General features: G+C 38.0%; 20 protein-coding genes and 1 tRNA gene. 2 read left to right on the top strand and 19 right to left on the bottom strand.

All coding sequences use genetic code 11. The annotated features are described in order from the left end of the window. Positions 1-273: 273 nt before the first annotated feature. From rfaH to CWB80_RS16780, 15 genes are all read right to left on the bottom strand, one after another. Positions 274-780 (bottom strand): transcription/translation regulatory transformer protein RfaH, encoded by a 507-nt coding sequence (gene rfaH / locus CWB80_RS16710; RefSeq protein ID WP_502705011.1) that lies wholly within the window; start codon positions 778-780, stop codon positions 274-276. Between the two features lie 150 nt (positions 781-930). Further along, positions 931-2166 (bottom strand): glycosyltransferase, encoded by a 1236-nt coding sequence (locus CWB80_RS16715; protein WP_138601648.1) that lies wholly within the window; start codon positions 2164-2166, stop codon positions 931-933. Beyond that, positions 2159-3577, bottom strand: a complete 1419-nt coding sequence (locus CWB80_RS16720; protein WP_138601646.1) for an oligosaccharide flippase family protein — start codon at positions 3575-3577, stop codon at positions 2159-2161. Before CWB80_RS16720 ends, CWB80_RS16715 begins: the two co-directional genes overlap by 8 nt. Further along, entirely contained in the window at positions 3574-4518 is a 945-nt protein-coding gene (locus tag CWB80_RS16725; RefSeq protein ID WP_138601644.1) for a nitroreductase family protein, read from the bottom strand. Before CWB80_RS16725 ends, CWB80_RS16720 begins: the two co-directional genes overlap by 4 nt. Further along, positions 4515-5576, bottom strand: coding sequence for a polysaccharide pyruvyl transferase family protein (locus CWB80_RS16730; RefSeq protein WP_138601642.1), 1062 nt, complete (start codon positions 5574-5576; stop codon positions 4515-4517). Before CWB80_RS16730 ends, CWB80_RS16725 begins: the two co-directional genes overlap by 4 nt. A gap of 128 nt (positions 5577-5704) precedes the next feature. After that, positions 5705-6559 carry an ATP-grasp fold amidoligase family protein gene (locus CWB80_RS16735; RefSeq protein WP_138601640.1) on the bottom strand — a complete coding sequence of 285 codons (855 nt, stop codon included), beginning with the start codon at positions 6557-6559 and terminating at the stop codon, positions 5705-5707. Positions 6560-6606: 47 nt separating this feature from the next. Continuing rightward, a complete protein-coding gene (locus CWB80_RS16740; protein ID WP_138601638.1) occupies positions 6607-7785 on the bottom strand; it encodes a glycosyltransferase in 1179 nt (392 codons plus the stop codon). Continuing rightward, positions 7785-8735: an EpsG family protein gene (locus CWB80_RS23245; protein WP_138601636.1), complete on the bottom strand. Its 951-nt coding sequence runs from the start codon at positions 8733-8735 to the stop codon at positions 7785-7787. Before CWB80_RS23245 ends, CWB80_RS16740 begins: the two co-directional genes overlap by 1 nt. A 1-nt stretch (position 8736) precedes the next feature. Then, a complete protein-coding gene (locus CWB80_RS16750; protein WP_138601634.1) occupies positions 8737-9600 on the bottom strand; it encodes a glycosyltransferase family 2 protein in 864 nt (287 codons plus the stop codon). 69 nt (positions 9601-9669) lie between these two features. Continuing rightward, entirely contained in the window at positions 9670-10413 is a 744-nt protein-coding gene (locus CWB80_RS16755) for a glycosyltransferase family 2 protein (RefSeq protein ID WP_138601632.1), read from the bottom strand. Next, entirely contained in the window at positions 10413-11405 is a 993-nt protein-coding gene (locus CWB80_RS16760; RefSeq protein ID WP_138601630.1) for an exopolysaccharide biosynthesis polyprenyl glycosylphosphotransferase, read from the bottom strand. Before CWB80_RS16760 ends, CWB80_RS16755 begins: the two co-directional genes overlap by 1 nt. 63 nt (positions 11406-11468) lie before the next feature. Beyond that, entirely contained in the window at positions 11469-12407 is a 939-nt protein-coding gene (locus tag CWB80_RS16765) for a Wzz/FepE/Etk N-terminal domain-containing protein (protein ID WP_054552512.1), read from the bottom strand. Positions 12408-12433: 26 nt separating this feature from the next. After that, positions 12434-15106, bottom strand: coding sequence for an SLBB domain-containing protein (locus CWB80_RS16770; protein WP_054552511.1), 2673 nt, complete (start codon positions 15104-15106; stop codon positions 12434-12436). Positions 15107-15233: 127 nt separating this feature from the next. Beyond that, complete coding sequence (locus CWB80_RS16775) at positions 15234-16013, bottom strand: DUF481 domain-containing protein (protein WP_054552510.1); 780 nt, start codon at positions 16011-16013, stop codon at positions 15234-15236. A gap of 26 nt (positions 16014-16039) precedes the next feature. Next, a complete protein-coding gene (locus tag CWB80_RS16780) occupies positions 16040-16858 on the bottom strand; it encodes a mechanosensitive ion channel family protein (RefSeq protein ID WP_054552509.1) in 819 nt (272 codons plus the stop codon). Between the two features lie 279 nt (positions 16859-17137). On the opposite strand from CWB80_RS16780, the gene CWB80_RS16785 reads away from it, so the two are divergent. Further along, positions 17138-17213 (top strand) — tRNA-His (locus tag CWB80_RS16785). A gap of 501 nt (positions 17214-17714) precedes the next feature. On the opposite strand, the gene CWB80_RS16790 is transcribed toward CWB80_RS16785, so the two are convergent. Then, positions 17715-18002: a hypothetical protein gene (locus CWB80_RS16790; RefSeq protein WP_138601628.1), complete on the bottom strand. Its 288-nt coding sequence runs from the start codon at positions 18000-18002 to the stop codon at positions 17715-17717. A 158-nt stretch (positions 18003-18160) separates the two neighbouring features. Then, on the bottom strand, positions 18161-19447 hold the full coding sequence (gene nagP / locus CWB80_RS16795) for an N-acetylglucosamine MFS transporter NagP (protein ID WP_138601626.1): 1287 nt from the start codon (positions 19445-19447) through the stop codon (positions 18161-18163). Between the two features lie 258 nt (positions 19448-19705). Here nagP and CWB80_RS16800 point away from each other — a divergent pair, with 258 nt between their 5' ends. Beyond that, positions 19706-19885: a hypothetical protein gene (locus CWB80_RS16800; protein ID WP_138601624.1), complete on the top strand. Its 180-nt coding sequence runs from the start codon at positions 19706-19708 to the stop codon at positions 19883-19885. Positions 19886-19987: 102 nt separating this feature from the next. Here CWB80_RS16800 and CWB80_RS16805 read toward each other — a convergent pair whose 3' ends face one another. Both CWB80_RS16805 and CWB80_RS16810 read right to left on the bottom strand, forming a co-directional pair. Further along, complete coding sequence (locus CWB80_RS16805) at positions 19988-22636, bottom strand: beta-N-acetylhexosaminidase (RefSeq protein WP_138601622.1); 2649 nt, start codon at positions 22634-22636, stop codon at positions 19988-19990. A gap of 696 nt (positions 22637-23332) precedes the next feature. Then, a complete protein-coding gene (locus CWB80_RS16810; protein ID WP_138602366.1) occupies positions 23333-24760 on the bottom strand; it encodes an NAD-dependent succinate-semialdehyde dehydrogenase in 1428 nt (475 codons plus the stop codon). Between the last annotated feature and the right edge of the window lie 103 nt (positions 24761-24863).

The following is a 24863-nucleotide window of genomic DNA, read 5'->3' on the forward strand; positions in this document are numbered from 1 at the left end:
ATGTCATAGATGTAGGCGTGAAATTTAAATCGCGCGACATGTTCGCAGCAGTGCCGTGTTTGAGACGCGCCAAGCAAGCGTGACGCCTACGCCTTGTCTAGCCCTTCGGGCACGCTTCCGCCCCTAGGTTGCAGTTCCTACGTACTGATTTTATTGTTATTTTTTCATGTTAAAGCACAAAGCCTACACTGTAGGAGATGTTTTAACGCCGAACATTTAAAGCATGTTCACGGCTAAAGCCGTTCCTACATAAACATCGCGCTGGAGCACGATTTATAAACTGATTCCTTTATTTTCTACACTTACGCTTATTTGTTTATTCAGCAAATTAATGAGAAGTATGCTGCGCATATCGCCATCTGGCTCTTGGTAAATAGCCTGTACGTTTTTAAATGACTCTGTATTCAAATAAACAACATCTCCCGTTTTTGGTAACGCAGAAGTTATCTCACACATATCATTCATAGATTTGAGTTGCGCAATCAACTGTTCTGAGACAAGCTGAAATTGCTGGCCGTATGTTACAAAGCCACTTATGCCTCGAGTATTTTTTACCGCAGAAAAGTTACAGTTTTTCGTACATAACTTTATGAATATATAATTAGGGAAGAGAGGTGAAATTCGAATAGTACGGCGCCCTTTAGCAATACGCTCTATTTGGTGCTCAGGAATGAAGACTTCAAAACCTTGGTTTTGAAGGTTAATTTTAGCTCTTTGTTCTTGTTTTGATTTACAAAAAAGTAAGTACCAACTTTCCATAGCCACACCTAAAATACTCATGTTCCTTAAAACCAATCCAAAAGGACTGGTTTTTATGAGCCAGCGATTATACGCAGAGAAGTTAGGTGTGTCTATTATAAAGTACGACAATTTATATTATTTAATAAAACCTAGCTCTTAGAGCTATTGCAGGAGCTAACAGACCTTTGGTTACGAATTAATAATTAAGTTTGCAAGCTTTTCATTTAACTCTTTGTTGTTAAAGTCACGCTCAACTTTTTGCCGTGCATTTTCAATAAGCTTTTCCATACTTCTGGAGTTATTAATTACATAATTAATGTTATGTACTAACTGCTCAACAGAACGCTCATCAGCTAATAAGCCTGACTTTTTATGCTCTATTAGTTCTGGTATACCAGAATGGTTAGTAGACAAAACGAGCATTCCTGATGCCATTGCTTCCATTAGCGCAACCGGTATGCCTTCCATATCACCATCTTTTGCTGTTACAGATGGTAAAATAAACACGTGTGATTCAGCGAGCAATTTAAGTACATTTTCGTGTGGTAAAGGGCCTAGCAGCGTAACCTTATCTGTTGCATTAAGCTTATAAGCCAGTTGCTCTAATTCAGTTAATAATTCTCCCCCGCCTACAATAGACAAGTGTGTGTTTTCAGTTCGCGAGACGGCCTTTATCGCATACTCTAAGCCTTTTTTTTCTGTTGCTCTACCAACAGCAATAAGCTTAATAGGGCCGCTTTCGGGGCTAATATTACGAGGAGAAAAGTTAAAATGATTAATATTCACTCCCATATGTTGAACTTTTACTTTGGCAGGTTCTGCGTTGAACTTATTAATGAGTAGATCTGCCCAGCGTTCGCTAATTGGTAAAAGTAACTCAGTACCTGCCACTAGTTTCGAATATTCGTAGTGCCATTTACTGAGAACTTTATACAAACTAATATCATAACCATGAGCAATGGTTGCTATAGTATCGCAGTGTAGTGCGCTGAACTTTCGCAACGCATAAGCTAAGTGGCCATTTGGTAAAAAGTGGCAAATAACAAAATCAGAATCAAAGCGTGTTTCAGCATACTGCGCACATATTGCTAGCTGCCTAAGCGACGACAGGTTTTTATTTTTAACGCTGTAAAACAACGCTTTCACATAGTCGTTTTTGCTCTTGATTAAATGAAAGTTTTTAATCAAAGAGATTAACATTTGCAACTTGCCTTTTGCTCCACGCGCAAATGTATCTAAGTAAGTTAACTTTTGATCTAACTTATACTTTTTAAACTTAGGAGTCAGATTCGCATCACTCGTTTTTTTACAGGCAAGAATGTTTACATCAAAACCTCTATCTATTAAGGCACACACCTGCTCAATCACAAATGTTTCTGATAGTACCGGAAACTCATTTACAACAAAGGTGACTTTTTTAGTCATGACGACTCCAGATCCTTATTTTTTTCACGCAATAAACAGCATAAGCGCCGGTACATAACAGAACATATATCGCACTTGCAGTTAGAGAATTACTTATAGCTAGCTGCGCTGTATTTAGGGTAAACATAAACCCTACGCATATGAGTAGAGAAATCAGCAAGCTTGTTATTATGGGAGTTATGTAACGCGAGAAAGCTAAACCTACCGTGTTTTTATAAAACAAAACATACACAGCATTGAGCAACAGCAACTGAATAATTGCATAACTATATGCAGTATATAGCTCGCTAAATTGGGCGCTGATGAAGGCAATTATTGCGTAAATAAAAAAAACACTCACATTCCAATAAAAGTCAATATTGGTCTTCCCTAAACCTTGGCAGATGCTCCCAGCTAATGCTCCACCAACAGAACGTAACATGTAAAAAATAGTTAGGGGTATTAAATACACAGCCACACCTAGCTTTTGCTCGCCGTAAAACAAGACTGTCACTTGCTGAGCAACAAACAATAGCAATATGTGCGGAAAAACGAGCATCACAGTTGATATGCAATGTGACTTATATACAACCGACGTTAAAGTTTTTTGGTTAGATCTGCTTTTTGCAATTAGAGGTAAGGTTAGCTTTCTTACTATAGGTACTATAAGCGACGCTATTTTTTGTGCTAACTGCTTTGCTAAGCTATACAAACCTAGCTTAGCTGCATCAATAAACATACCCAATATAATAATATCGAGCTCTTCTCTAAGCTTATTTAACACCTGGGAGCCAACCTGAAACTTGCCATACCCCCAAGCTTGTTGAGCATCATATTTACTAAACTTGAACTTTGGAAGCCACCCTTTTTCTGAAAAAGAGCACAATAGCAATAACTTAACTGATGCAGAAAGAACAACCCCTAGTACAACTGCATCTAACTCAAAACCAAGTGTTGTTACGGTAATAACGACAAAGCTTGTTGAAATTAATTTTGCGATGATATCAAACTTAGCTAGAGCACTTAATTTAAACTCAAGCATGTAACGAGCTTGTAATTGCGCCCCCAATGAAACAGGTATTAATGCTAGGGCAGCAATATTAAGCAACTGCCCTAAGCCTTGCATATCATAATAGTTTTCAATCAAGCCTGAAGTTAGCTGCATACACAGGCAAAGTACAAGCCCAGCAAAAGCACAAATCCAAAATACTGTTGAATTTAAGGCGTCACTTACTTTTTGTACAAAAACCAAATAATTGGCCATGCCTAAGTCTGAAAGTGTTTGATAAATATTCACACTAACCATGACTATTGCAAGGTAACCAAATGCTTTTGCATCAAACACTCTTGCTAATACAGTTAACTGCAGCAAACTCAGTGCAAATGTGATAAAAGTGGCTCCTGTTTGCCACTTTGCAGCAGATATGATCATACTATTTTTAAGCTTTGCACATTTACTCGCGCAGGTGTCGGCGGCATATAAGCGGGCGCGCCAATCGCTAAAATAGCCACCGGTTCTATATAGTCTGGAATGGCCATGTGCTCACAAAAGTTAAGATAAATCTTTTTATTTACTTCTCTTGAGTCGATCATGTCGCGACCAAAGTGATTCCAGCACGTCCCCATTCCGGTACTTTGTGCTGTTCCAACCATATTCATGATGGCTGCACCCGCATCAATATATAAAGCTGTTTCAAATTGCTTTAGAGATAATGAGCCGTAAAGGCGGCGATCCATGCCAATAAAAATAAGTAATGGCGCTGATGTACAATGCTCTTCTTTTATCTTTTTGAGTAGATCTTTATCTTGTTGCTCTGTAAGCACTTTAAATTGCCAAGGCTGCCTGTTACCAGAGCTTGGTGCCCACCTTGCTGCGTCTATACATTGATCAGCAAGGGCCTCTAGCTCATCTTTAGAAGGCTGTTTATCGTGCCACACTCGAACACTTCGTCGCTGCTGCACAAAATCTACATATTCTTGCGCTTTTGACAAATCATAACTTTGTGGCGCTTTGCTATACGGCTCAATAAAATTAGATTTCAAATCATTAAAGGCAGCTAAAATTTGTTTTGCCCAAACGAGAGTTGGCTCAACTTTATCAGTATCGCGGCGTTCAAGTTCTTTGCAAATCTCTTTTATGCGCTTCGCTTTTTCATTATAAATATTAAATTTACTGTCGAATATGTCGTTATAAATCGACTTTTCGATTCTATGCGCTTCATGGCGCATTAAAGATAATAGTTCTTCTTCGGTTAAGTTTGTGATCAACTTATAAGGTGGTACCGAAGAATATAAATACTGCTTAGCAGGATCTATTTTTAATCCTGCTTTAATCAATATTTTTTTAAGTGGTTTCTTTAACAACTTTTTCATTTTACGTATTTAACTAATTTATCAAAGTGCAGTTCATTCCAACTTGGCGTGGTTCTCTCTTGTATTGCAAGAACTTCTTCAGTAGCTGCTGGCACATCTTGAATCTTATGCGCAAACTTTACGAATTTAACTTCATCAAACCAGTCAAATGCTGAGGTTAACTTGTGATCTACCGTCGGTAGAACAACTGTTGGCTTTTTGCATAAAACAGAGAATATTAAGCCATGAAACCTATCAGTTACTATGTAGTCATATTGACTGAACATATTAAGAGTATCATCAAGAACTGCTTTTCTTTGCTCTTTAGTAATTGCCTCAGGAATTGTTGTGTCAAATACATCATAAGGTCTATCAGCAGATGCGAATAATTGCTCTAAATCAGCTTGCGTGTAGGCCGATTCTGAATCTTTACGCATGCAGTAAAGTATTTTGCCGTTTGTTTGCTCAGGCTCTTTTTGTTCGTTATAAGAAAGTACAAAGTCTGGCGCTTTATCCAGCTTGCATTTTGGGAACATTTCATTAGCGATATCAAACGATTTATTGTCTCTAGCAACCACTGTTAAGTTTTTGTGGTTATTGTATATAGCTTCTGTTTTTGCTTTTTGTAACTTACCGAAGTCAGTATCATGAAAATAGATTGTTTGCGGTAAGCTAAGCACTGTATTTTCAGGGAAGCTTTCTATCATGATGCGACGAGACGTCTCACTCCACATAGCACGGTCACCCATATTACCACCAGAATGAAGAACTATAGGCGTACTACTATCTACAAGTGATTTATAGCTACTTGTAAGCCAAGTTGCTTCATCTTTATCTACTTCGACAATCGCATGATCTGGAAAATGCCTTTTTAGCCACGCCTCTATAGCCACAAACTGTGCTTGATCACCAATATTTTTTAAACGGCTTGGCGGTGTGATCGCATAGATAATTTTTTTACCTGGCGATTTTAACTCTTGGGTTATTCTTTCTAAGTTCTGTGCAAACTCGCGTTTTTTCTTACGTGATAGGTAAATTCGATAAATTGGGCGTAAGAGATTTTTTATCAATGCTTTCATTATGTTCCAGGATACAGTTAAAAATAATCAATTAGAGAAGTAAGTAATTGTAATTAATTACTACCGAATAGGTTTCGTCTATAAATTTTTCAGTAGTGTATTTTTTGCCTAGGTTAATTTGCTATAAACTAACACCAGTAATCTCCATACCTCAAATCAGTTTGTGCAGATGAAAACGCCTCAAAACCACTACCTGGAGTAAAGGTCATTTCACCAAATAAAACTGTGTTATTAGCAAGGTATAAGTCCACTCTTACATAGTCAAAACCTTTGGCAAGCTGATTAGCAACCTGCTTTAATTCAACTAAACGCTCATGTGCTGGAAGCACATAATCCCCCGAAGGAAATAGTAACTCATCGTCTAATTTATTAAATGATAAGTCATATAAGTTTCGCTTGTGGCTTGAGAAACGATCAAAGTCAATTTGCAAAAAGCCTTCTCCATTTTTAAACAAATGGAATTTGAAATCAGGCAAATCGTCATCATTTGTTTCAATATACTCTTCAACTATTATTTTTTTAGGTATCGCGTCATATTGAGTTTCACCCAAAATTGCACCTATGTATGATGATGCCATAGCTTCATTGAACTTTTGCTCAATTTTAGGCCAATTAATGCTTTTTTTGTTGGTAACTATCTCTAAATGTTTTGAGCCACTCCCGAAGTTGGTTTTAATTACAAACTTATTGGGTAATGAATTAAAATCTATTTCACTAAATTGATTAAATGAACCATATAGTTTAACCAAATATTGAGCTCCAACTCTCTTTTTAACAAAGTCTCTTACTTGGTATTTATCAGACAACAAGCTAAACTCATCTTTCATATTAAACTTTCTACGTTGTATTTTTTCTGTATAAAGCGTAGGTTCAGTCAGTTTAGGGAATCTTTTAAACTTTATGAAATAGAAAAGCTTAATTCTCACGGCAAGCGGAATTAATTTAAACAAAGGTAATAAAACGTTTAAAAAATTTTTTTTCACTTAGCTTTCATCCATTTAACCAATAATACATTACTAGGTAGCTTAATTTATTTTTTTTCTTTAATTATTGTTAATAATCTATCTAGCCAATATTGCTGGTTCGAATATTTTGCCATATTTTGAGCCCCAACCTCTAAATGTGAGTATAGGTTTTCGTTTTCAACTAGGCTCAAAAGAGAGTCATATAATTCACTTTGACTCCCCGGTTTAAAGATTAAGCCATTTTCACCATGCTTAACGAATGCCTTTATCCCACCCACATGTGAAACGATAACCGGTTTTTGATGAGCCCACGCTTCCATAATCACCCTCGGAAAACCCTCATAATGATTATTTGAAGGAACAACCACTAATGAAGTATTTTTAAAATACTGTCCTAAATGACTGTGTGATAATTGCCCCGTAAAATGAACAGATTCTTGTAGAGAAAGCTTCTCTACTTCTTGCTGAGCTTCAATTAGATCAGGGCCATCTCCGATAATGGTTATTTCTACTAAACCCTTTAATTTATTTGCAACAGATATGAGATCTAAAACCCCTTTGTCTTTAACTATTCTTCCTAAAAAGAGTACCTTTAGCGGTTTACTTTGTGATTCGACTACATCACCACACTTAGGAGCTTTAGCCATAAGATCAACAAACTGAAATGTATTAGCAGGTGAATACTGTGCACTAAAATCTTCTAACACGTCACCTGTGCATAAATTGATCGTATTTTTGTGTTTGCAGATTTGCCCTAATTTAAAACGTAAATAGCGTGAGAACAAAAATCCAAAAAGTTTTTCTGGTAACGAGTATTTGTTATCTCGCCAGGTACTAGAAGCATTCGCACACATATGATGAATAACTTTTTCACCAGCCTTTAAAGCTTGAATCCCAAAAATGATACTACCAATTGATGGAGTGCGGATCCAAAAATAGGCACCTTTATGCTCATTAATTACCTTATCAGCTTTAGCTTTATAACTATTAATGAAATCACGATTGAAGATGCTTTTAAGTGCAAAATCTTTAGTTGATGAATAACTAGGAAACGAGTAAAAATGTTCTTCTTGAACAACTGTACTAAATCCTTTAGGTGGCATATCTACAGGCTGGCTTGGCGAGCAAACATAAACAGACTCTGTGCCTATAGCATCTTGAATAAAAGCTGCAGAGGTCTGTTTGGTATAATAACTACCATTATTCGAATAAAAGGTTTCGCCAACGAATGCAACAATTTTCATCAAAAAAATGCCTTAGGGTTGAATGTTATTAATTTTAAGTAGCAGAATGAGCAATACAAAACGAATATAGGAAAAAAGTATTTTTTCTTACCTATATGATGATAGAAATAATACAATACAAATGGCTCAACGATTGAATAAACAAGCGTAAAGCGTCCTGAGATAATAGAAGATTTAGAAAAAATAAGACTAAAAACAACTAAAACAAAACCTAAATAAACATACTCGGAGTATTCTTGATTTACTTTTCTGCACAACAAAAAAAGTAGAAGACAAAAAGACATACACAAATACAAAATTGAACTTAGTGATTTACCTTCCTGATATTTTGTTCCTACATAATAATCGTAACCAAACGACGTCAACATATAGTCCATAAGTAAGCTCAGAAAAACTGTACATATGACAAACCCACAAAGCCAAAATAAATTCTTTTTTAAAAATATGTTTCGTTCAGAGTTAAGTAAATAACGTACAGAGTTTGCTAAAAAGTACACAACTACGGCTGCATTGTGGAATAAAATACTAAAAGCCGAAATAAACCAAAATTGCTTTTTTTTGTAAAAAAAAGAAAAAATTACTAAAAACAAACTTATTGCAATACCGAATCGTATTTGCGTCCCTAAAAAACCTTGTGAAATAAAAAGTAAATTTGGAAACGCAAATAGAAATATCATGTTATTTCTAAATAATATGGCTATCAGTACTGATTCTAAAACTAGTGAAAAAATCCAAAATGTTAAAAAGTCAGCTCCAACTAGCTTAAAGGGGTAAGAGATAAATTCGAATCCCAGTTCGAATTGCCACCAATCGTGCTCATAGTTCGCTAAGTAATTACCGTAATCAGCATTTAATGACTTATCAAAATTCATTACCATGAACAAAATACATAGTAATGTAACTTTTAAAAAAAACAGGTAATAGTCTGTTTTTTTAACGTGCCAATCCATACTACTTAACAACCTTTAACTGCTTAAGGGTTAACCTAGCAGCTCTCTTTATTAGAGCCTTAAAAAATAATAATAACAGCTTATTTCTATAAGAAAACATCATGGCTTTTCTATAGTCTTTTGCCGATATCATTGCCCTTATTACAACCAAGTATTTAAAACCCTTTACTGCATCAGCAGATAATAATTGCTTATAACTTTCTAACCAAGAAAGAGCAAAGTTGTAATCAATTTGTTTAGGAATTTGTATAAAATCGTAGACTATTTCATCTAATAAAACGAACTTAGCGCCAGCAGCTTCAAGTGCTAGACAAAACTGATAGTCTTGGTGACGCTTAAGGTTGTCAAATGGAGTTAGTAATGCAAGTTCTCGAGTAAGAAATAAGCCGCTTGTTTGAATAATTTCTTGGGCACAAAATAAATAATCACCAACACGTTCGCCATGTTCAATTTTTCGCCTAGGTCGAGTAAATTCCCTTTTACCATCGATAATTTTACATTTTGAGTAAACTACCGCTTTAGAGTTGTGCTCATTGTCTTCAGATATAAATAATTCATATTGCTTTTGAAGCTTGTTTGCGTACCAAACGTCGTCATAATCTAAGAACGCAATAAATTTACCTTCAGCCTCTTTAACACCGGTATTACGAGCAATACCACCATGTTGATTTTTTGAGTGCTTCACAACTTTCAAACGCTCATCTTTAATATCAGCAAGTTCATCAACAGCGCTCACAGGTGAGCAATCATCAACAACTATAACTTCGATATCATGCACTGATTGGCTAAGCGCACTTGATACAGAGTTTTTTAATAACCCCTGAATCTTTGAATAGAAAGGAATGATGACTGATATTAAAGGCATTTAAAAAATATGTTCCATATATGAAAGAGGAAAACTACATGTATTAGCTGTTAAAACTTAAGAATAAACTTAAGTTTTGTATTTTACATAGCCGTTAAGTGCATAGAGTAAAAAGTGTTTGATAGAAGCAAATATAGGTAATTTCTCTACTTCCCTATAAAGTCGCCATTGCCATTTTAGTATCTCTAATTTATTGCTACTCATGCCTACACTAACACGGTACTTTGCAAGGTTTTGCGGTAAAGAATATGCCTTCGGTACCTTCTTAAGAATATTTAACCACATGCCCATATCTTGTCGTTTACGAATACTTGGCATGTACTGCTTACCAATAAGGTGGCTATCATAGACTGCTGTTAAGCAACCAATTACGTTACCATTTAATAATTTTTTGTAAGTTGTGTAAGTTGGCGGGATTACGACACCTAACAATTTGTCATCATCGAATTTTTGATAACCCGTGAAAGATAACGCCACATTGTTAGCAATCATAAATGATATTTGCTTTTCAAGCTTATCTACTGCCCATAGGTCATCCGAATCTAAAAATGCAATATAACGCCCTTTAGCACGCTCTATGCTATTATTTCTAGCTACTCCCGCACCTGAGTTCTTAGGCAAAATAGCTAAGTCAATTCTGGCATCTTGATCCATATACCGATTAATAATTTCAATTGTTTGATCAGTGGATCTATCGTCAGTTATTAACAACTCAAAATTTGTATAGGTCTGTGCCAAAACAGATTCAATACTTTGTGCAATGTACTTTTGCCCATTGTAAGCAGGCATAATGATAGAGACTAAAGGTTGCATTAGCGGCCCATACCCAAAATAACGACTTTTATGGTCTTAAATATAATTTTTAAGTCATGCAAGGTGCTATGGTGCTTAATATAATGAATGTCGTACTTATGCTTCCAAATGGCATCATTTAAAGAAGCACCATACGGGTAACGAATTTGCGCAAGCCCTGTCACTCCTGGCTTGACTGCATGTCTAAAGCGATAATAAGGTATTGATTCTTCAAGCTGCTCTATAAACACCTCTCGCTCGGGTCTCGGGCCAACCATAGACATTTCGCCTCTGATAACATTTATCAGTTGCGGTATTTCATCTATCCGTGTCTTACGAATAAAATGTCCAATTTTGGTCACTCTATCATCATTCTCTTTTGCCCATTTAGCCCCATCGTGCTCAGCATCAATACGCATAGATCTAAATTTTATGATTTTAAACTCTTCATTATATTGACCAACTCGCTTTTGTTTATAAATAGCAGGACCAGGACTATCAAGCCTTATTAATATGTAAACTACTAATGCTATTGGTGAAAACAATAAAATTAAAAATGTAGCTAAAAGCAGATCTATTATACGTTTAGATACCTGAGTTCTTTTATTATTTAATATAGAGAATGCTTTTTGGTGTAAAAAGTAGCTACTCTGTAACAAAGTAACTTCAGTGTAACCCATTCTTTTATCTAAATAACTTACAAGAGGCTCTACCCAAGCCCCTAACTCAGTAGCAGTAACTAAAAAACTTCTTTTTTCCTCAGATAACATTGAGTTATCAAAGTGAGTAATAATTTTTTTATCTAAATTAACTAAAGAGTAGTCATTAAAAATAAAGTTAACATTATACTCTTTCAGCGAATTTTTTAATAAGTTAAGCTTACTCTCAGGACAATATACATAAACAGTATCTGAACAATATGCATACTTTGGTGCTTTTACAGAGCGTCCTTTCTTTAACTGCTCAAAAAGCAATGAGCCATCTTCAGCTTCATTGAATTTATACTGAAACATTTTTCTTTTTCATCCTAAATACGCTTTAATTCACTAATAATAAAAATAAGAAATATGATCGAATTAATTTCTAAATAAGTAACCAAGTGAAACAAAGAAAATCGAAACAAACATTCCTAAGGCGGTACCTACGATACAAATTAATCCGCGTCTTGGTTTTGCCTTTTTCTCTGGAACAACTGCAGGATCAACAGTTTTGAAAATGTATTCTTCTCTGACGTTGGCAAACATAATTGTTTTTGCTTGCTCTTCTAATAACTTATAAAGCACTGACTTAATATCAAATACATCAGTTTTAGAAATTTGTTGAGTTAAAAACTCAGCACTTTTGTTTGCCTCAGCGACATCTCTGGCTTTCATAACTAAGTTAATATCATCAATTAGCCAATCAACCCACTGCTTTGCCACATAAGGCGAGTGGTGAAGAACTGCAAGCTTTATCATCCCTGTTTCTTGATCCTCTTCAATTACCACTTTTTCTAAGTATTTCTCATGAGCCTCTTGCATTGAAGGCTTAGGCTTAAACGGTAAAGTAACTTCCCTAACCCACTCTCCTGTTGTTTGGTTGTAGATAGTTGGATCAAATAAAAGAGTATTTGTAGTTAGATCCCAACTCTCTGTAGCCATTAACTCCTTAAGAACATCATGCTTTTGGATGAACTGGCTACTAAACTGCCTTGACTTTAAAACTTCTAATGCCAGTTTTACTTCTTTATTACCTGAACCACCAACACTGATACCAGCCAAATTGGCCAAGCCACCAAATTGACCTGCAAGCGAAGCTAGACCACCATTTTGCTCGTCTTCAGCAGGTGCTAATAAAGCCTCAGCTTGATAAATATTTGGTAAATTAAGCGCAACCACAACCGATGTGACAGCAAAAAGCATAGTAATAAATGCAATAATGAACTTTTTATTCCATAGATAAATAAACAATGCTTTTAGATCAACTTCATCACTAGGAGCTTGTTTAGTACCTAATCCTGTTTCTATATGTTCCATAATTTCAGCTTCAGTTTTAAAGATTCCTAAATACTACTAATTGCAGCAACAGCAACACCCATTTGATAAACAATCTGAGTAGCTGTGCTCCAAAGAGTTAAATCGTTCATATAGCCAGAATCGAGAGGTACAACAATAGTGTCACCAGCACTCAGTAGATCTGAATTATTCACAGCAAACCAGCTACCATTACCCGGTATTTTGACCGAGCCGTTTGCTTTTATTATATATACGCGCTCTTCCGCGGCTCTTTGTTTTAAGCCGCCGCTAAGGTCAATATAATCGTCTACAGAAATACCATCTTTGTATAAGTGTGATGTTGCATAATTCACTTCACCAATGACACTTATAGAGTCTCGTTTACTAGGCACATATAGCTTATCGCCATCCTGTAAAATTAGTCTTTGCTTATTCTTAACTATTAACGGCAGATCAATAACTAATCGACCAACGGCTTCTACATTCGCAATGTCATCTAGTAACTTTGTCATCTCACTGTATGCTGGAGTTTTATTATTAGCTGAGTTTTCGAAACTTTTAGATGCAATTTCTCGACGAAGCTCTTCAGAAAGCTTTGTCAGTTGTTGCTGCTCTTGTTTACGTATAGCTTCTCGTGTAAAAACAGCGGCATTTAATTCAGCAAATTCAGAGAACCCCCCGGCACGCTCAATTAGATTTGTTAACGTTTCACCTCTTCTAATTGTATAAACGCCAGGAAACTTTACTTCTCCTTTGAGTTCTACTTTCACATTTTCTTGCCAGTTAGGTATTGCGAAAATATTAATGCTATCTTTACTTTTCAGTACTTTATTGGCAGCGACTTTCCCTTGCATTGCATCATTTAAGTTAAATTTAATATGTTCAATTTCAGAATTAGCAGTTGATACCACTCGAGTTATCTCTGCTTGCTCTAAATATGCTGATTCAAGTAACCCACCTGAAGCAGCTATTAATTCATTTACTTCACTTCCAACTGTTAACGGGTAAACTCCTGGATATGTTACGTGACCATTTATTTCAACAAGCTGAATAGCTGATTTTACAGATGCTTGTTGTTTTAGCTTTGCTATAACTGGTTTTAATAAGTTATTTCGACTAAATAATGCATAATCTTCAGGTTGAAGGCCTTCTTTTTTCTCTATTGCTTTCTTTTTAGAGATTTCAGCAACTGATTTTTCTTCTGTTTCATCAACTTGTTTAACTTCTGTCGATTTTAAACCAACAAACTTTTCAAATTTTGATTGCTGAAATGAGTGCCACTGCTTTACTTTTGTTTGCTGAATTTGTTGCTCTTCGCTCAGCGCCATGTTCTTTAATGCAATGTCTTCATCAAATCTACTTTCGTAGCGGCTAAATACCATGAGTTTATCATTAGCTTTTAAGGCTAAGTTATGCTCTGGCACTTTAACTATTGCTTGTGCAATATCAAACTGATGCACCTCAATATCACCCGAAATATTAACTTCTCGTATCAATAAACCATAAGCTAGATCAGCTTGAGGAAGTAAATCACCACGTACCGAAGTTAATACATCAGCAATTCGTTTACCCTGATGCCATTGATAATGCCCAGGGCGTGCAACAGCACCAATCAAGCTGATGCTATTTTGATATTGTAAGCTTATGGGATTAAATCGAACTCGATCACCGTCACGAGGGGTATAGTCTATTTCATTTCCACTAAAATCAACCGACAACACTTCCTTCATATTATTGTTATTGAAGCGTTCAACAGTTGCTTTTTTCGCATAAGCTTGCGGTTTTAAACCACCCGCCATTTTTAATAACTGTGCTGCTGTTTCGCCTTTTTTCAGCTCAAAAATAGCAGGTCGTTTAACTAACCCTTCAACAGCTACTTGCGCACCAACTGGTGGAATAAAAACAACATCGCCTGGCTTAAGAATGATATCGTTACTACTATCACCATTGATCAATAAATCATATAAATCAAAATTAGCAACAACTTTGCCAGCACGCTTAACTTGAATATTACGTAATGAAGCAATATCAGACACTCCACCACTAACAAATAGTGCATGCGATACAGTTGTAAGTGATGAAACACTGTAACTACCAGGCATATAAGCTTCACCTAATACCATTACTCGAATACTACGTAGTTGACCTATTGCAACAAATGCTTTAACACCAATAATTTCTTGTTCAACTTTAGCTTTGATAAGCTCTTTTACTTCAGCAAAAGTAAGCCCAGCAACCTGTACAGGTGATAAATTAGGGATACTTATACGCCCTTCTCTATCAACAACTACGTTATAGTTTTGAGTTTCTTTTCCATAGAAGTTAACATCAAGAGTGTCTCCCCGACCTACAAGATAAGTATCTGGTACAGCGGCATTCTCACTTGGCATAAATGAAGTTGGTTCGCCTGCAAATAAGTCATAACCAAAAGGCATAACTTTATTCAATTCAGGATTGAATTTTTGCTCATCTGTAAGAGGTTCCGCTTCAATACTTTTTCGAGGTTTGACTGTAGCAACAGGCTCTTCAGCAATGTCATTACCTAAAGCCCCTTGATTTCCAATACTAGATAAATCGACTCCATATTGTCTTGCTAACGCTTCCTGTTGCGCTTTTGGTAATTTTTTGAATTGCTCTATTTGAGCTGCAGTAGGAGTAAATGCCAATACCGATGAAGTGGTAAGAAATAAAAAAGTAAGGAATAGTCTTTTAAAAAACATCACAAGTAGGGATATCCATAGTTCTACAGTCAAAAAAGATTGTGTATTCTACCTGAAATGAAAAGAAATAAAAAAGGGACTTTCGTCCCTTTTTGTCATTAAAATGTCAACAAAACGGTTTATATAGTTAAAAACTGTAAACCAGTGTTAATGAAGTTTCTGTATCTGTGTTTTCTTTATCATCCGCAACGTCTGAGTTGTGAGTGATGTTGTAAGCTACTTTCATTTGTAGTGAGCCGTTGATTTTGGCAAGAATTGCAGACTCTGAACGTGTTTTAGTATTGGTATCACCATATTCAACTGATACTAACTGAGTAAAACGTGCGCTGTCTGAAATCTGCCAGTTATAATCAACTTTACCTAACGCGATAACTTCACCTTCGCGCTCGCCGGCAAGTGAGTTACCGTTTTCATCAACTTCAGTGCTGTCATCAGGGTATTGGAAATACTTATAACCTGGACCGATTTCAGCGTTTAACCACATATCAGAACGGTCGATTACGCGTAAACCATAACCTGCTGAGATTACTGATTCGTTGCGATATGCACCAAAGTAATCAGATACGTGCGAGCCGTAGATGAATAAGTGTGAGTGCTTTTCGTTTAACTTGTAGTTACCTTGTGCAGAGATTGAGTACTTTTCGTTAGTACGTTGTGTTTCTTTAACACCGTCGTCGTTTTCGATCTCATCTTCTTTATAAAGACCGTCTAACTTGTACTCGTTATTCCAGTTTTCTAGGTTATGTAAAACCTTAACACCACCTTTTAGTGTTGTTGTTTCAGTGTTACCACTTGTAATAATGGCACCTAGTTCACTGGTTACATCCCAAGTTTTAGTTTCATCTGCTGCGAATGCGCTAGTTGCAGCACTTGCTGCAACTAGAATTGATAAAGCTTTTAATTTCATTAAAAAATAACCTTTACTACTTATGATTAATCTTCTTTATGCAAATGAACATCCATTTGCGGGAATGGGATCGTGATATTTGCGTCATCTAATGCGATCTTAATGTTTTCCATTAGATCGAAATACGTTGGCCAATAATCTGATGAATTAACCCACGGGCGAACTACAAAGTTCACACTTGAATCTGCAAGCTCAGATACAGCGACTGTGTATGCTGGATCTTTTAATAAACGAGTTTCTTTATCTAATACTGATTTAAGAACTGCTTTTGCTTCTTTAAGGTCTGCATCGTAACCCACACCAATTACTAAATCGATACGACGAGTTGATTCACGAGAGAAGTTTGTAATTGGGCTGCCCATGATTGATGAGTTAGGCATGATAATTACTTTATTATCTGGTGTACGTAATTCTGTAGAGAAAATTTCGATTTTCTTAACAGTACCCGCTTTACCACCGGCTTCTACATAGTCACCTGATTTGAAAGGGCGAAGTAGGATGATTAAAACACCTGAAGCAAAGTTAGACAGTGAACCTTGAAGTGCTAGACCTACAGCTAAACCAGCCGCACCTAAAATAGCAATGAATGATGTTGTCTCAATGCCAAGTTGAGATAGTGCCATTAAGATAGTTGCTGCAAAAACAATAGCATAAACAATGCTTGCTACAAATGAACCTACGGCTTTGTCTACTTTCTTTTTATCAAATGCTTTTTCAGTCATCCCTTCGCAAAATTTTGCGATACGACCACCGATGAAGAAAATGATTAGCGCAAGAACAGCCTGAACGGCGTAATGTATGATTAAACCTGAATTCTCATTGATCCAGTTCATTATAGTATCCATATTCTCTCCTGAAGTTCATTTTTAGCATAACGCTGTTCAAATTATATATGATCTTTGGTTAAAAAATCATTAAATTACAGCCAAACTAAAAAATGAGTAATTGCTCAATTGCAAAAGTCGCAAGTCTAAATACCGAAACTGAACACTAACTGACTAAACCTGCTTTTCTGAATTTTCTGAAGCAAGTAAGTTTTTTTTACTTTTTTTAATTTAGGGGGTTCACAAGCCTAAGTTAATTATGTAATATGCGCGCCACACCAAACGAGGTGTATCTCAGTGGCGGCTGTAGCTCAGTTGGTAGAGCCCCGGATTGTGATTCCGGTTGTCGTGGGTTCAAGCCCCATCAGTCGCCCCACTTCTCCCCCTTAGTAAATCCCTATATTTTCCTAAATATTTTTTATTTTGAATTTCAAGACTTAGTTTTATCTTTTATATCTCTTTTCAGTTCTAAAAGCCGTCAGCTTTCAGCTGTCAGTTTTGAGCCGAATTGTGTTGTTTGTGGGTAATAGCTTTTAGCTGAATTATTTTAGTTTGTTGGAACCGTATTGTTTTGACGCCTAGGTGTTGAGTGGAAGACGCGCCAAGCAAGCGTGACGCCTACGATGTAGGAGGTGTTTTAACGCCGAACAGATTTGAGCTTTTCACGGCTAAAGCCGTTTATATGGACTCCTCCTATTGCACAATACCATTCGTTAATTTTGTAAGACTGTCTGCTTATATGCGTGCCCAATAATGAGCACCGCCACATGTTTACATAACAACTTTACAACGAGGTGAGGTGGTGAGTATGATCAGCAGCTCTTTTCTGCTCACCGCTTTATTACTTTGTAGTTTTTGATGAAAAAACTTAATTCCGTTACTCATATTTCCATTGTAGTGCAGAGCTTGGGCATTCACTCTTCAAATGCTCTAACTTTTTTCTTTCAGTAATAGCTTGCTTACAGCTACCGCAATTACCATTATCTCCACACTCAAATTGGTCAAGCCAAACGATAACTCTTCTTTCTTCAGAAGTAGTTGTTCGGGTTGAGGGAGCACTGTTTATCTCCTGCAGAGTATAAAATGATATAGCGCCAATAATACTTCCAGCAAAGACTATTAATAAAAATTTAAAGCTACTCATTGGTCCTATTTGTGTTTTCATTTAATTTCCTTTTAATATCTGAAGATAAAAATATGTATATACAAAAAAAATGCCACCTTTCGGTGGCATTACACACGGGATTATTTCTATTTACTAGAAATGCTTTTCAAAGTTCAAGGCGGTGCGCTTTACACCCAACCTCAACCTCAAACTCATAATTACTTCCAACTTTTCATCTTGTGGCCTTTAACAGCATAGAAAAGTATGAATAAATAACAAGGCAACATCACAATATAAGCCATTTGTTGTGCTTCTGCGCTTTTTACGCCGCCACTTGCCAGACCCCAAAATAATGGACCAAATGCGCCACCGGCTATGCCCATAACGAGCAGACCAGAGCCTACACTAGTTAGCTTACCTAAACCAGATAATGCTAACGGCCAAACTGCAGGCCAAACAATCGCATTAGCAAAGCCTAGCACAGCAATGAGCAATAAGGTATCAGGTAGTACCGATTTTAGGCCAAACAATGTTGATATAAATACAGTTTCATTACTACCTGTAACTATCGCTAGCGTTAACACACAGCCCAATACTGCTGAAATAGTTAGTGCTGTTTGCTGCGATAACACTCGTGGGATAAGTAAAATCCCTAAAAAGTAACCTAGTACCATACACCCCATGGTGTACGATGTCATAACACTGTATTTTTCAATACCTAACGACAACGCAAAGCTACCAATGGTATCGCCGGCAATTACTTCAACAGCTACATAGACAAAAAGTGCCACTATCCCTAAGGCAAGACTCGGATGGCTTAATGCTTCTTTTACCTGCCCCGGTTTCTGTTCATCAACGTCGTCATCAATTAACTCTGGCAATGGCATTTTAGTTACCGCAAAGCCGAGTATACCAATAAAAATAGACATCCCTAAATACGGTAAGATTAAGCCATTAGCCATGGCATCAATATCAGTTTGGCTAAGCTCTTTACCTACAAAGCCTTTAAAGTCGCTGAGTATCAGTGCGGTAAATACAATCGGTGCAACAACACCCGCACCTTTATTTAATATACCCATAATACTAACGCGAGCCGCGGCTGATTCTTCAGGTCCAATTCTTACTACGTATGGGTTAACCGCTGTTTGTAATAACGTTTGCCCTGCCCCCATAACAAGCTGCGCAAATAAAAACAGTGCAAACACTTGTGTTTTTGCGGCAGGAATAAATAGCAAACCTGCCACCATCATGGTCGCCATACCCAGCGCCATACCGTTTTTATAACCTACCTTTCTGATGATCATCGCCGAAGGTAGAGCCGTAAAAGTCACGGCGATATAAAACGAGAAAATAATCAGCGATGCCTGAAAAGGTGATAGCTGCAAAATTTGCTGTAAAAATGGCATCAGTGAGCCATTTAACCATGTAGCAAAACCTAGTATAAAAAACAGCGTGGCAACAATCGCCATAGGCACAACACTGCTTTGTTTATTTATTTCAGACATAACATTTCCTATAACAGCACAGTTCGACTCTACAGCGCTGCTCATTCAGATGATTATATAAAAGAGATATTAAATATTTATAACACTATCGCAACAAAAATGACAGCGCTGACATATTTCTTTTAATTAGTTTCTAGGAGCCGTCAGCTTTCAGCTGTCAGTTTTGAGCCGAATGTGCGGATACGTAACTGAATTGATAGTCGATACCTTAGGCGTGAAATTTATTTCGCACGAAGATTTATTCACAAAGAGAAGTAAATGAGAAGAGAATTAGGAAGTAATAATAATGCATTTTTGTCTTCCTCTAAAGCGAAGCGCTCTCTTATCCTCTTTGTGAAGAATAGCTATAAAGTTTCAACTGTCAGTTTTGAGCCGAAAGGTGTTGAATGTAAAACGCGCCAAGCAAGCGTGACGCCTAAGATGTATGAGGAGTTTTAACGCCGAACAGGTTTGAGCTATCCACGGCTAAAGCCGTTCCTACGAAATAAAAAATGACGCCTACGCTTTGCTGTAGACGTCACATTTATTCATCACAAAGCACTACTCACCAACAACTGTGACGCGACTGGTTTGCTGTGCGTTTAAGCGGGTGCGTAGCGCAACTTTTGTATTGTTATCAACACTCACTGGCTCAGCGTAAGTTTGCCAGCTTTGGCCGTTGTCTAAGCTGTATTCAATGCTCAAATATGCAAATGCGCTGTTGGCATACAACTTACCATCTTCAATCACACCGCCAGGTACTGGTAAATGCAGGTTGATGCCGTCTTTAGCTAGTTTCTCAAGCTCTTTTAAACCAACTGCACTTGAGAACTCAGCCCAGTCTTTTGCTTGTTTTTTACTATCGACGTTTTCGCCTTCCCAATCAGCTTTGTGCCATGCGCGCTCTGCCACTGACAGAATGCGCGGGAAGATCATTGCTAATACTTGCTCTTCAGTACGGATTGTCTCTGACCATACCTGACCTTGCATACCCAGAATGTTCTCTGGCTTTTCAAGTTTAGGTAATGGGCGGCCCACCAACGCTTCTAAATTAACGATTGGCTCACGAGTGCGGGTGTAATCGGCATTGGCATACACGTCATCTGGCATGTAACTAAAGGCTTTTTTAGTATCTGTGTAACGAGTGGCCCAGTAATAACCACGCTCTTCAGGGCTTGCTTCGTATGGGTGGTCAAAGTACAAATGCGTACCGTGTGATAACACCACTTGGTAACCGGCATTTGCTAGGCGGTATGCTCTATCGGCAACGCCCCATTCCCAAATGTTATCCCAAGTATTGACGGTAAAGGTTTTATTAGGGAACTCATCACGTTTAAACGAGTTTTCACGGTCATACATGATACCATCTTCCCAAATCCCCGGAGAAATACCGCGTTTTTCAAGTAAGGTAGCAACACGTTGTGTGAAATAAGGTTTTAAATCAGCCGGGCCAGCTACACCGTTATTAGGATCAGCAAATAACGCCTGACAGATTGGCGAGCCTATCCACGAACCTGCTCCAACTTCATCACCACCAATATGCAGGTTCTTTAGCTGCACACCTGCTTCGCGGTACATCTGCTGAAGTTCATAAGTTACTTTATCTAAAAATGCGTAGGTTGAGTCCATACACACATTCATTGAGTTATCTTTGTAGTTTTGTACCGTCATGTACACAGAGGTATCTTTAGGGTCGGTAAGCAAGTATTGCGTTGCTGGCCCCATATCTATGTGTTGAATTTCTTTGTTTGCAGAGCGCGTTTTAATATTGTTTTTAGCGGCTTTCTCAGCTTCTTCTAACATGTTGTGATAACGTGCTTCCATCGCTTTGATTGAAGCACGCGCATGACCTGGCCCTTCAACTTCAGGGATGATTTGAATGTGGCGGTCTTTCGCAAACTTTAATAGCTCAACAAACTCATCACGTTTCAAATAACCATTACCTGAGCCTGATTTAAACGGCCCAGTGCCAAGTTGAGTTAATAAACACTCGCGCTCTTCTAAATCAAAGCAGCGATAGCCGCCAACGTCGGTAAGCTCTGGTAGACCTGGGATCTCAAGTCGCCAGCCTTCATCTTCTGAAAAGTGCCAGTGTAGCTTATTCATTTTATAGCGAGCCATTTGCTCAACCAGCTTGAACATTGCTTCTTTGCCATGATAGTTACGACCATTATCGTAATGCATACCACGCCAACCATAACGCGGTGAGTCTTCAAGTTCTAACTGCGGTAAGCTGGCACTGCCTTGGCTATTTGCAGGAATGAGGTTTAATAAGCTTTGCATCGCATAAAACACACCGGCGTTATCGCTACCTACAATGGTGATCACTTCATCATCAATCTCTAGGGTGTAGCTTTCTGCTTTTGCATTATTGAGTTTAGGGTCGACTTTTAAGCGTATTACTTTGTCTTTGCCAACATTGATATGATCAGGCTGTGCTTTAAGGCTAATGCCATAGTCATCTTGTAAGTCTTGCATAAACACCATAACTTCGTGCTTAAGCTGGCCTTGATAACTGATTTGCCAATTATTGTTTAGCGTCGCACTGCCACGGTTAAAATCGACTTTACGAGGCTTCGGAATAATACGCTTTAAGGCATCGTCTTTACTGATCGACACCTTATCAGTGCTATTACGCTCGAAGCGTACTTTTGCCGTTGCTAAAACCGATAAATCTTTTGGCTCATTGTAACGGCGTAACTGATTCTCACGGGTAAATGGCGTCACAAACTGTTTAAAGTCTTCTGTGTCGGTATTAGCAAATACGGCTGGTTTATTCTTACCCGAAACAAAAAATGCCCGTGGCATAAAGTCACTGTAAGCAACAATCCACACTTGCGCATCGAACGGTAGCTCTAAGCTTTCACCTGCAGCTAAACCTTTAAATGAGCTCGTTGGTACGATGCGGTGTAAGTCACCATTAACGTGTTCAATGTTTAGGCCCGCAACATGTTCGGTTGAGATTTTACGAACAGAGTGAATATAAAGCTGCCAGTCGCTCTCGCCTGCAGGTAACGCGACATCAGAGCCATTGTTGAGGGTAATTTTTCCTAAAAAGCCCGCATCTTTATTACGAAAGTTATCTTCTACCGAAAACAGCAGTTCGGTACCTTTCGCAAACTGATCAACTTGTGATTGAGTTAATGCTGCACTAGCCATTAAAGGCGCAGTCGCAAGCATTACCGCGAATACAGACTTTTTAAAATCCATTACTTTCTCCTCGTTTAAGCCCTGAGTGTACGGTATTTCTGCGTACTATTTTTCATTTTTGTTAATAATTCGTTCCTATCATATAAAAACTAAAATGACAGCGCTATCATTTTGTGAAAAATAAAGGCGAGGAGTTTGAAGCTTTAAGCCATAAGCTGTAAGTTTGAAGCCGAATTGTGTTGTTTGTAGTTCAAATGTTTTTTCACAACAATTGGTTTCTCTGTGTAGCGCGCATCGCCTCTGTGCTCTCTGTGGTTCAATTTATTTTGCACAAAGAGAAGTGAATGAGAAAAGAATGAGGAAACCACAACACTTTACTTCCTCTGAAGCGCAGCGCCCTCTTATCCTCTTTGTGCGATTAGTTCTCTTTAATGTAGGCGTGAAATTTATTTCGCGCGAAAGTAATTGCACAAAGAGAAGTGAATGAGAAAAGAATGAGGAAACCAAAAGATCATTTTTTTACTTCCTCTAAAGCGTAGCGCCTCTTAGCCTCTTTGTACGATTAGTTCTCGTGAATGTAGGCGTGAAATTTATTTCACGCGAAAGTAATTGCACAAAGAGGAGAGAATGAGGAAAGAATGAGGAAACCAAAAGATCATTTTTTTACTTCCTCTAAAGCGAAGCGCCTCTTAGCCTCTTTGTGCGATTAGTTCTCTTTAATGTAGGCGTGAAATTTTTTTCGCGCGCACTTATCGCTCAAACCTTAACACAAAGATACTTCTCTTCTAGGTACTCATCTAACCCTTGGTGGCCGCCTTCTCGGCCTAAACCAGACTGTTTAACGCCGCCAAATGGCGCTACTGGGTTTGAGATAAGGCCTTCGTTAATACCTATCATACCGTATTCGAGTGCTTCGCTTACGCGATAAACTTGCTTGATGTTTTCACTATAAAAATATGCAGCTAAACCATAAGGTACGTCGTTCGCAAGCTTAAGTACTTCTTCTTCATCATCAAAAGCGATGATGCTGACTACAGGACCAAACACTTCATCATGATAGATATCCATCTCTGGTGTCACATCAGTTAAAATTAATGGCGCTTGAAAACTGCCTTCAAGCTCACTGTTATCACCGATTAACGACGCCCCTTTATCAACCGCATCTTGCACAAGCGTTTGAACTTTCTCTTTTGCTTTAGGGTAAATTAATGGGCCGATATCTACCCCGTCATCAAGTCCATTACCTACCTTTAACTCAGCTACTTTGTCTGTGAGTTTTTCGAGCACCGCTTCAAGCACTGAGCGCTGAACAAAAATTCGGTTAGCGGCAACACAGGTTTGCCCTGCGTTTCTAAATTTAGCCCCCATAAGGCCTGCAACTGCTTCATCTAAATCGGCATTATCGAAAATAATAAATGGGGCATTGCCGCCAAGCTCCATTGACGTTTGTTTAATTGTTGAGGCACACTGCGAAAGTAACTGCTTACCTACACCGGTTGAGCCAGTGAATGTGAACTTACGCACACGCTCCGACTCGGTCATGATCTCACCCACCATTTTGGCGTTTTCAGAGACCACCACATTCAGCGATCCTTTTACAAATCCCGCTTTATCAGCAAGATAGGCTAAGGCAATAGCGCATAATGGCGTATGTTCCGAAGGTTTAATTACAAAACTACAACCCGCGGCATAAGCGGGTGCCACTTTACGGGTGATCATGGCAATCGGGAAATTCCAAGGGGTAATACCTGCCACCACACCGATTGGCTGCTTTATCGTTGTTAAACGATGTTTGCTGTCGGTAGCAGGGATGGTGTCGCCATAACTACGCTTTGCTTCTTCACTAAACCATTTAATAAAGCCTGCACCGTATTCAACTTCGCCCAAGGCTTCTTTTAAGGGCTTACCCTGCTCTTTAGTCATCAACTCAGCAAGCTGTTGCTTGTGCTCAATAACCAACTCATACCAGCGACGCAACGTTTCACTTCGCTCGGTTGCAGTTGTTTGCTTTAGTTTGCTAAATGCCTCGTCAGCACTTTTTATAGCCAGCTCAACTCCTGCTTCATCAATATCAGAGACATGGGTGATCGCCTCTGCAGTTGCGGGGTTATCTACACTAAAACGCTGGCTCGTAGAATAAAAGTCACCGTCGATAAACGAATCAGAAAAAACCAAATCAGACATAGAACCTCCAAGTAAAACTATCAGCTATCAGCTATCAGCTATCAGCTATCAGCTATCAGCTATCAGCTATCAGCTATCAGCTATCAGCTATCAAAAACAGAAC

Origin of the sequence: Pseudoalteromonas sp. S1650 (genome assembly GCF_005887195.1) — a bacterium.
Lineage (GTDB): Bacteria > Pseudomonadota > Gammaproteobacteria > Enterobacterales > Alteromonadaceae > Pseudoalteromonas > Pseudoalteromonas simplex.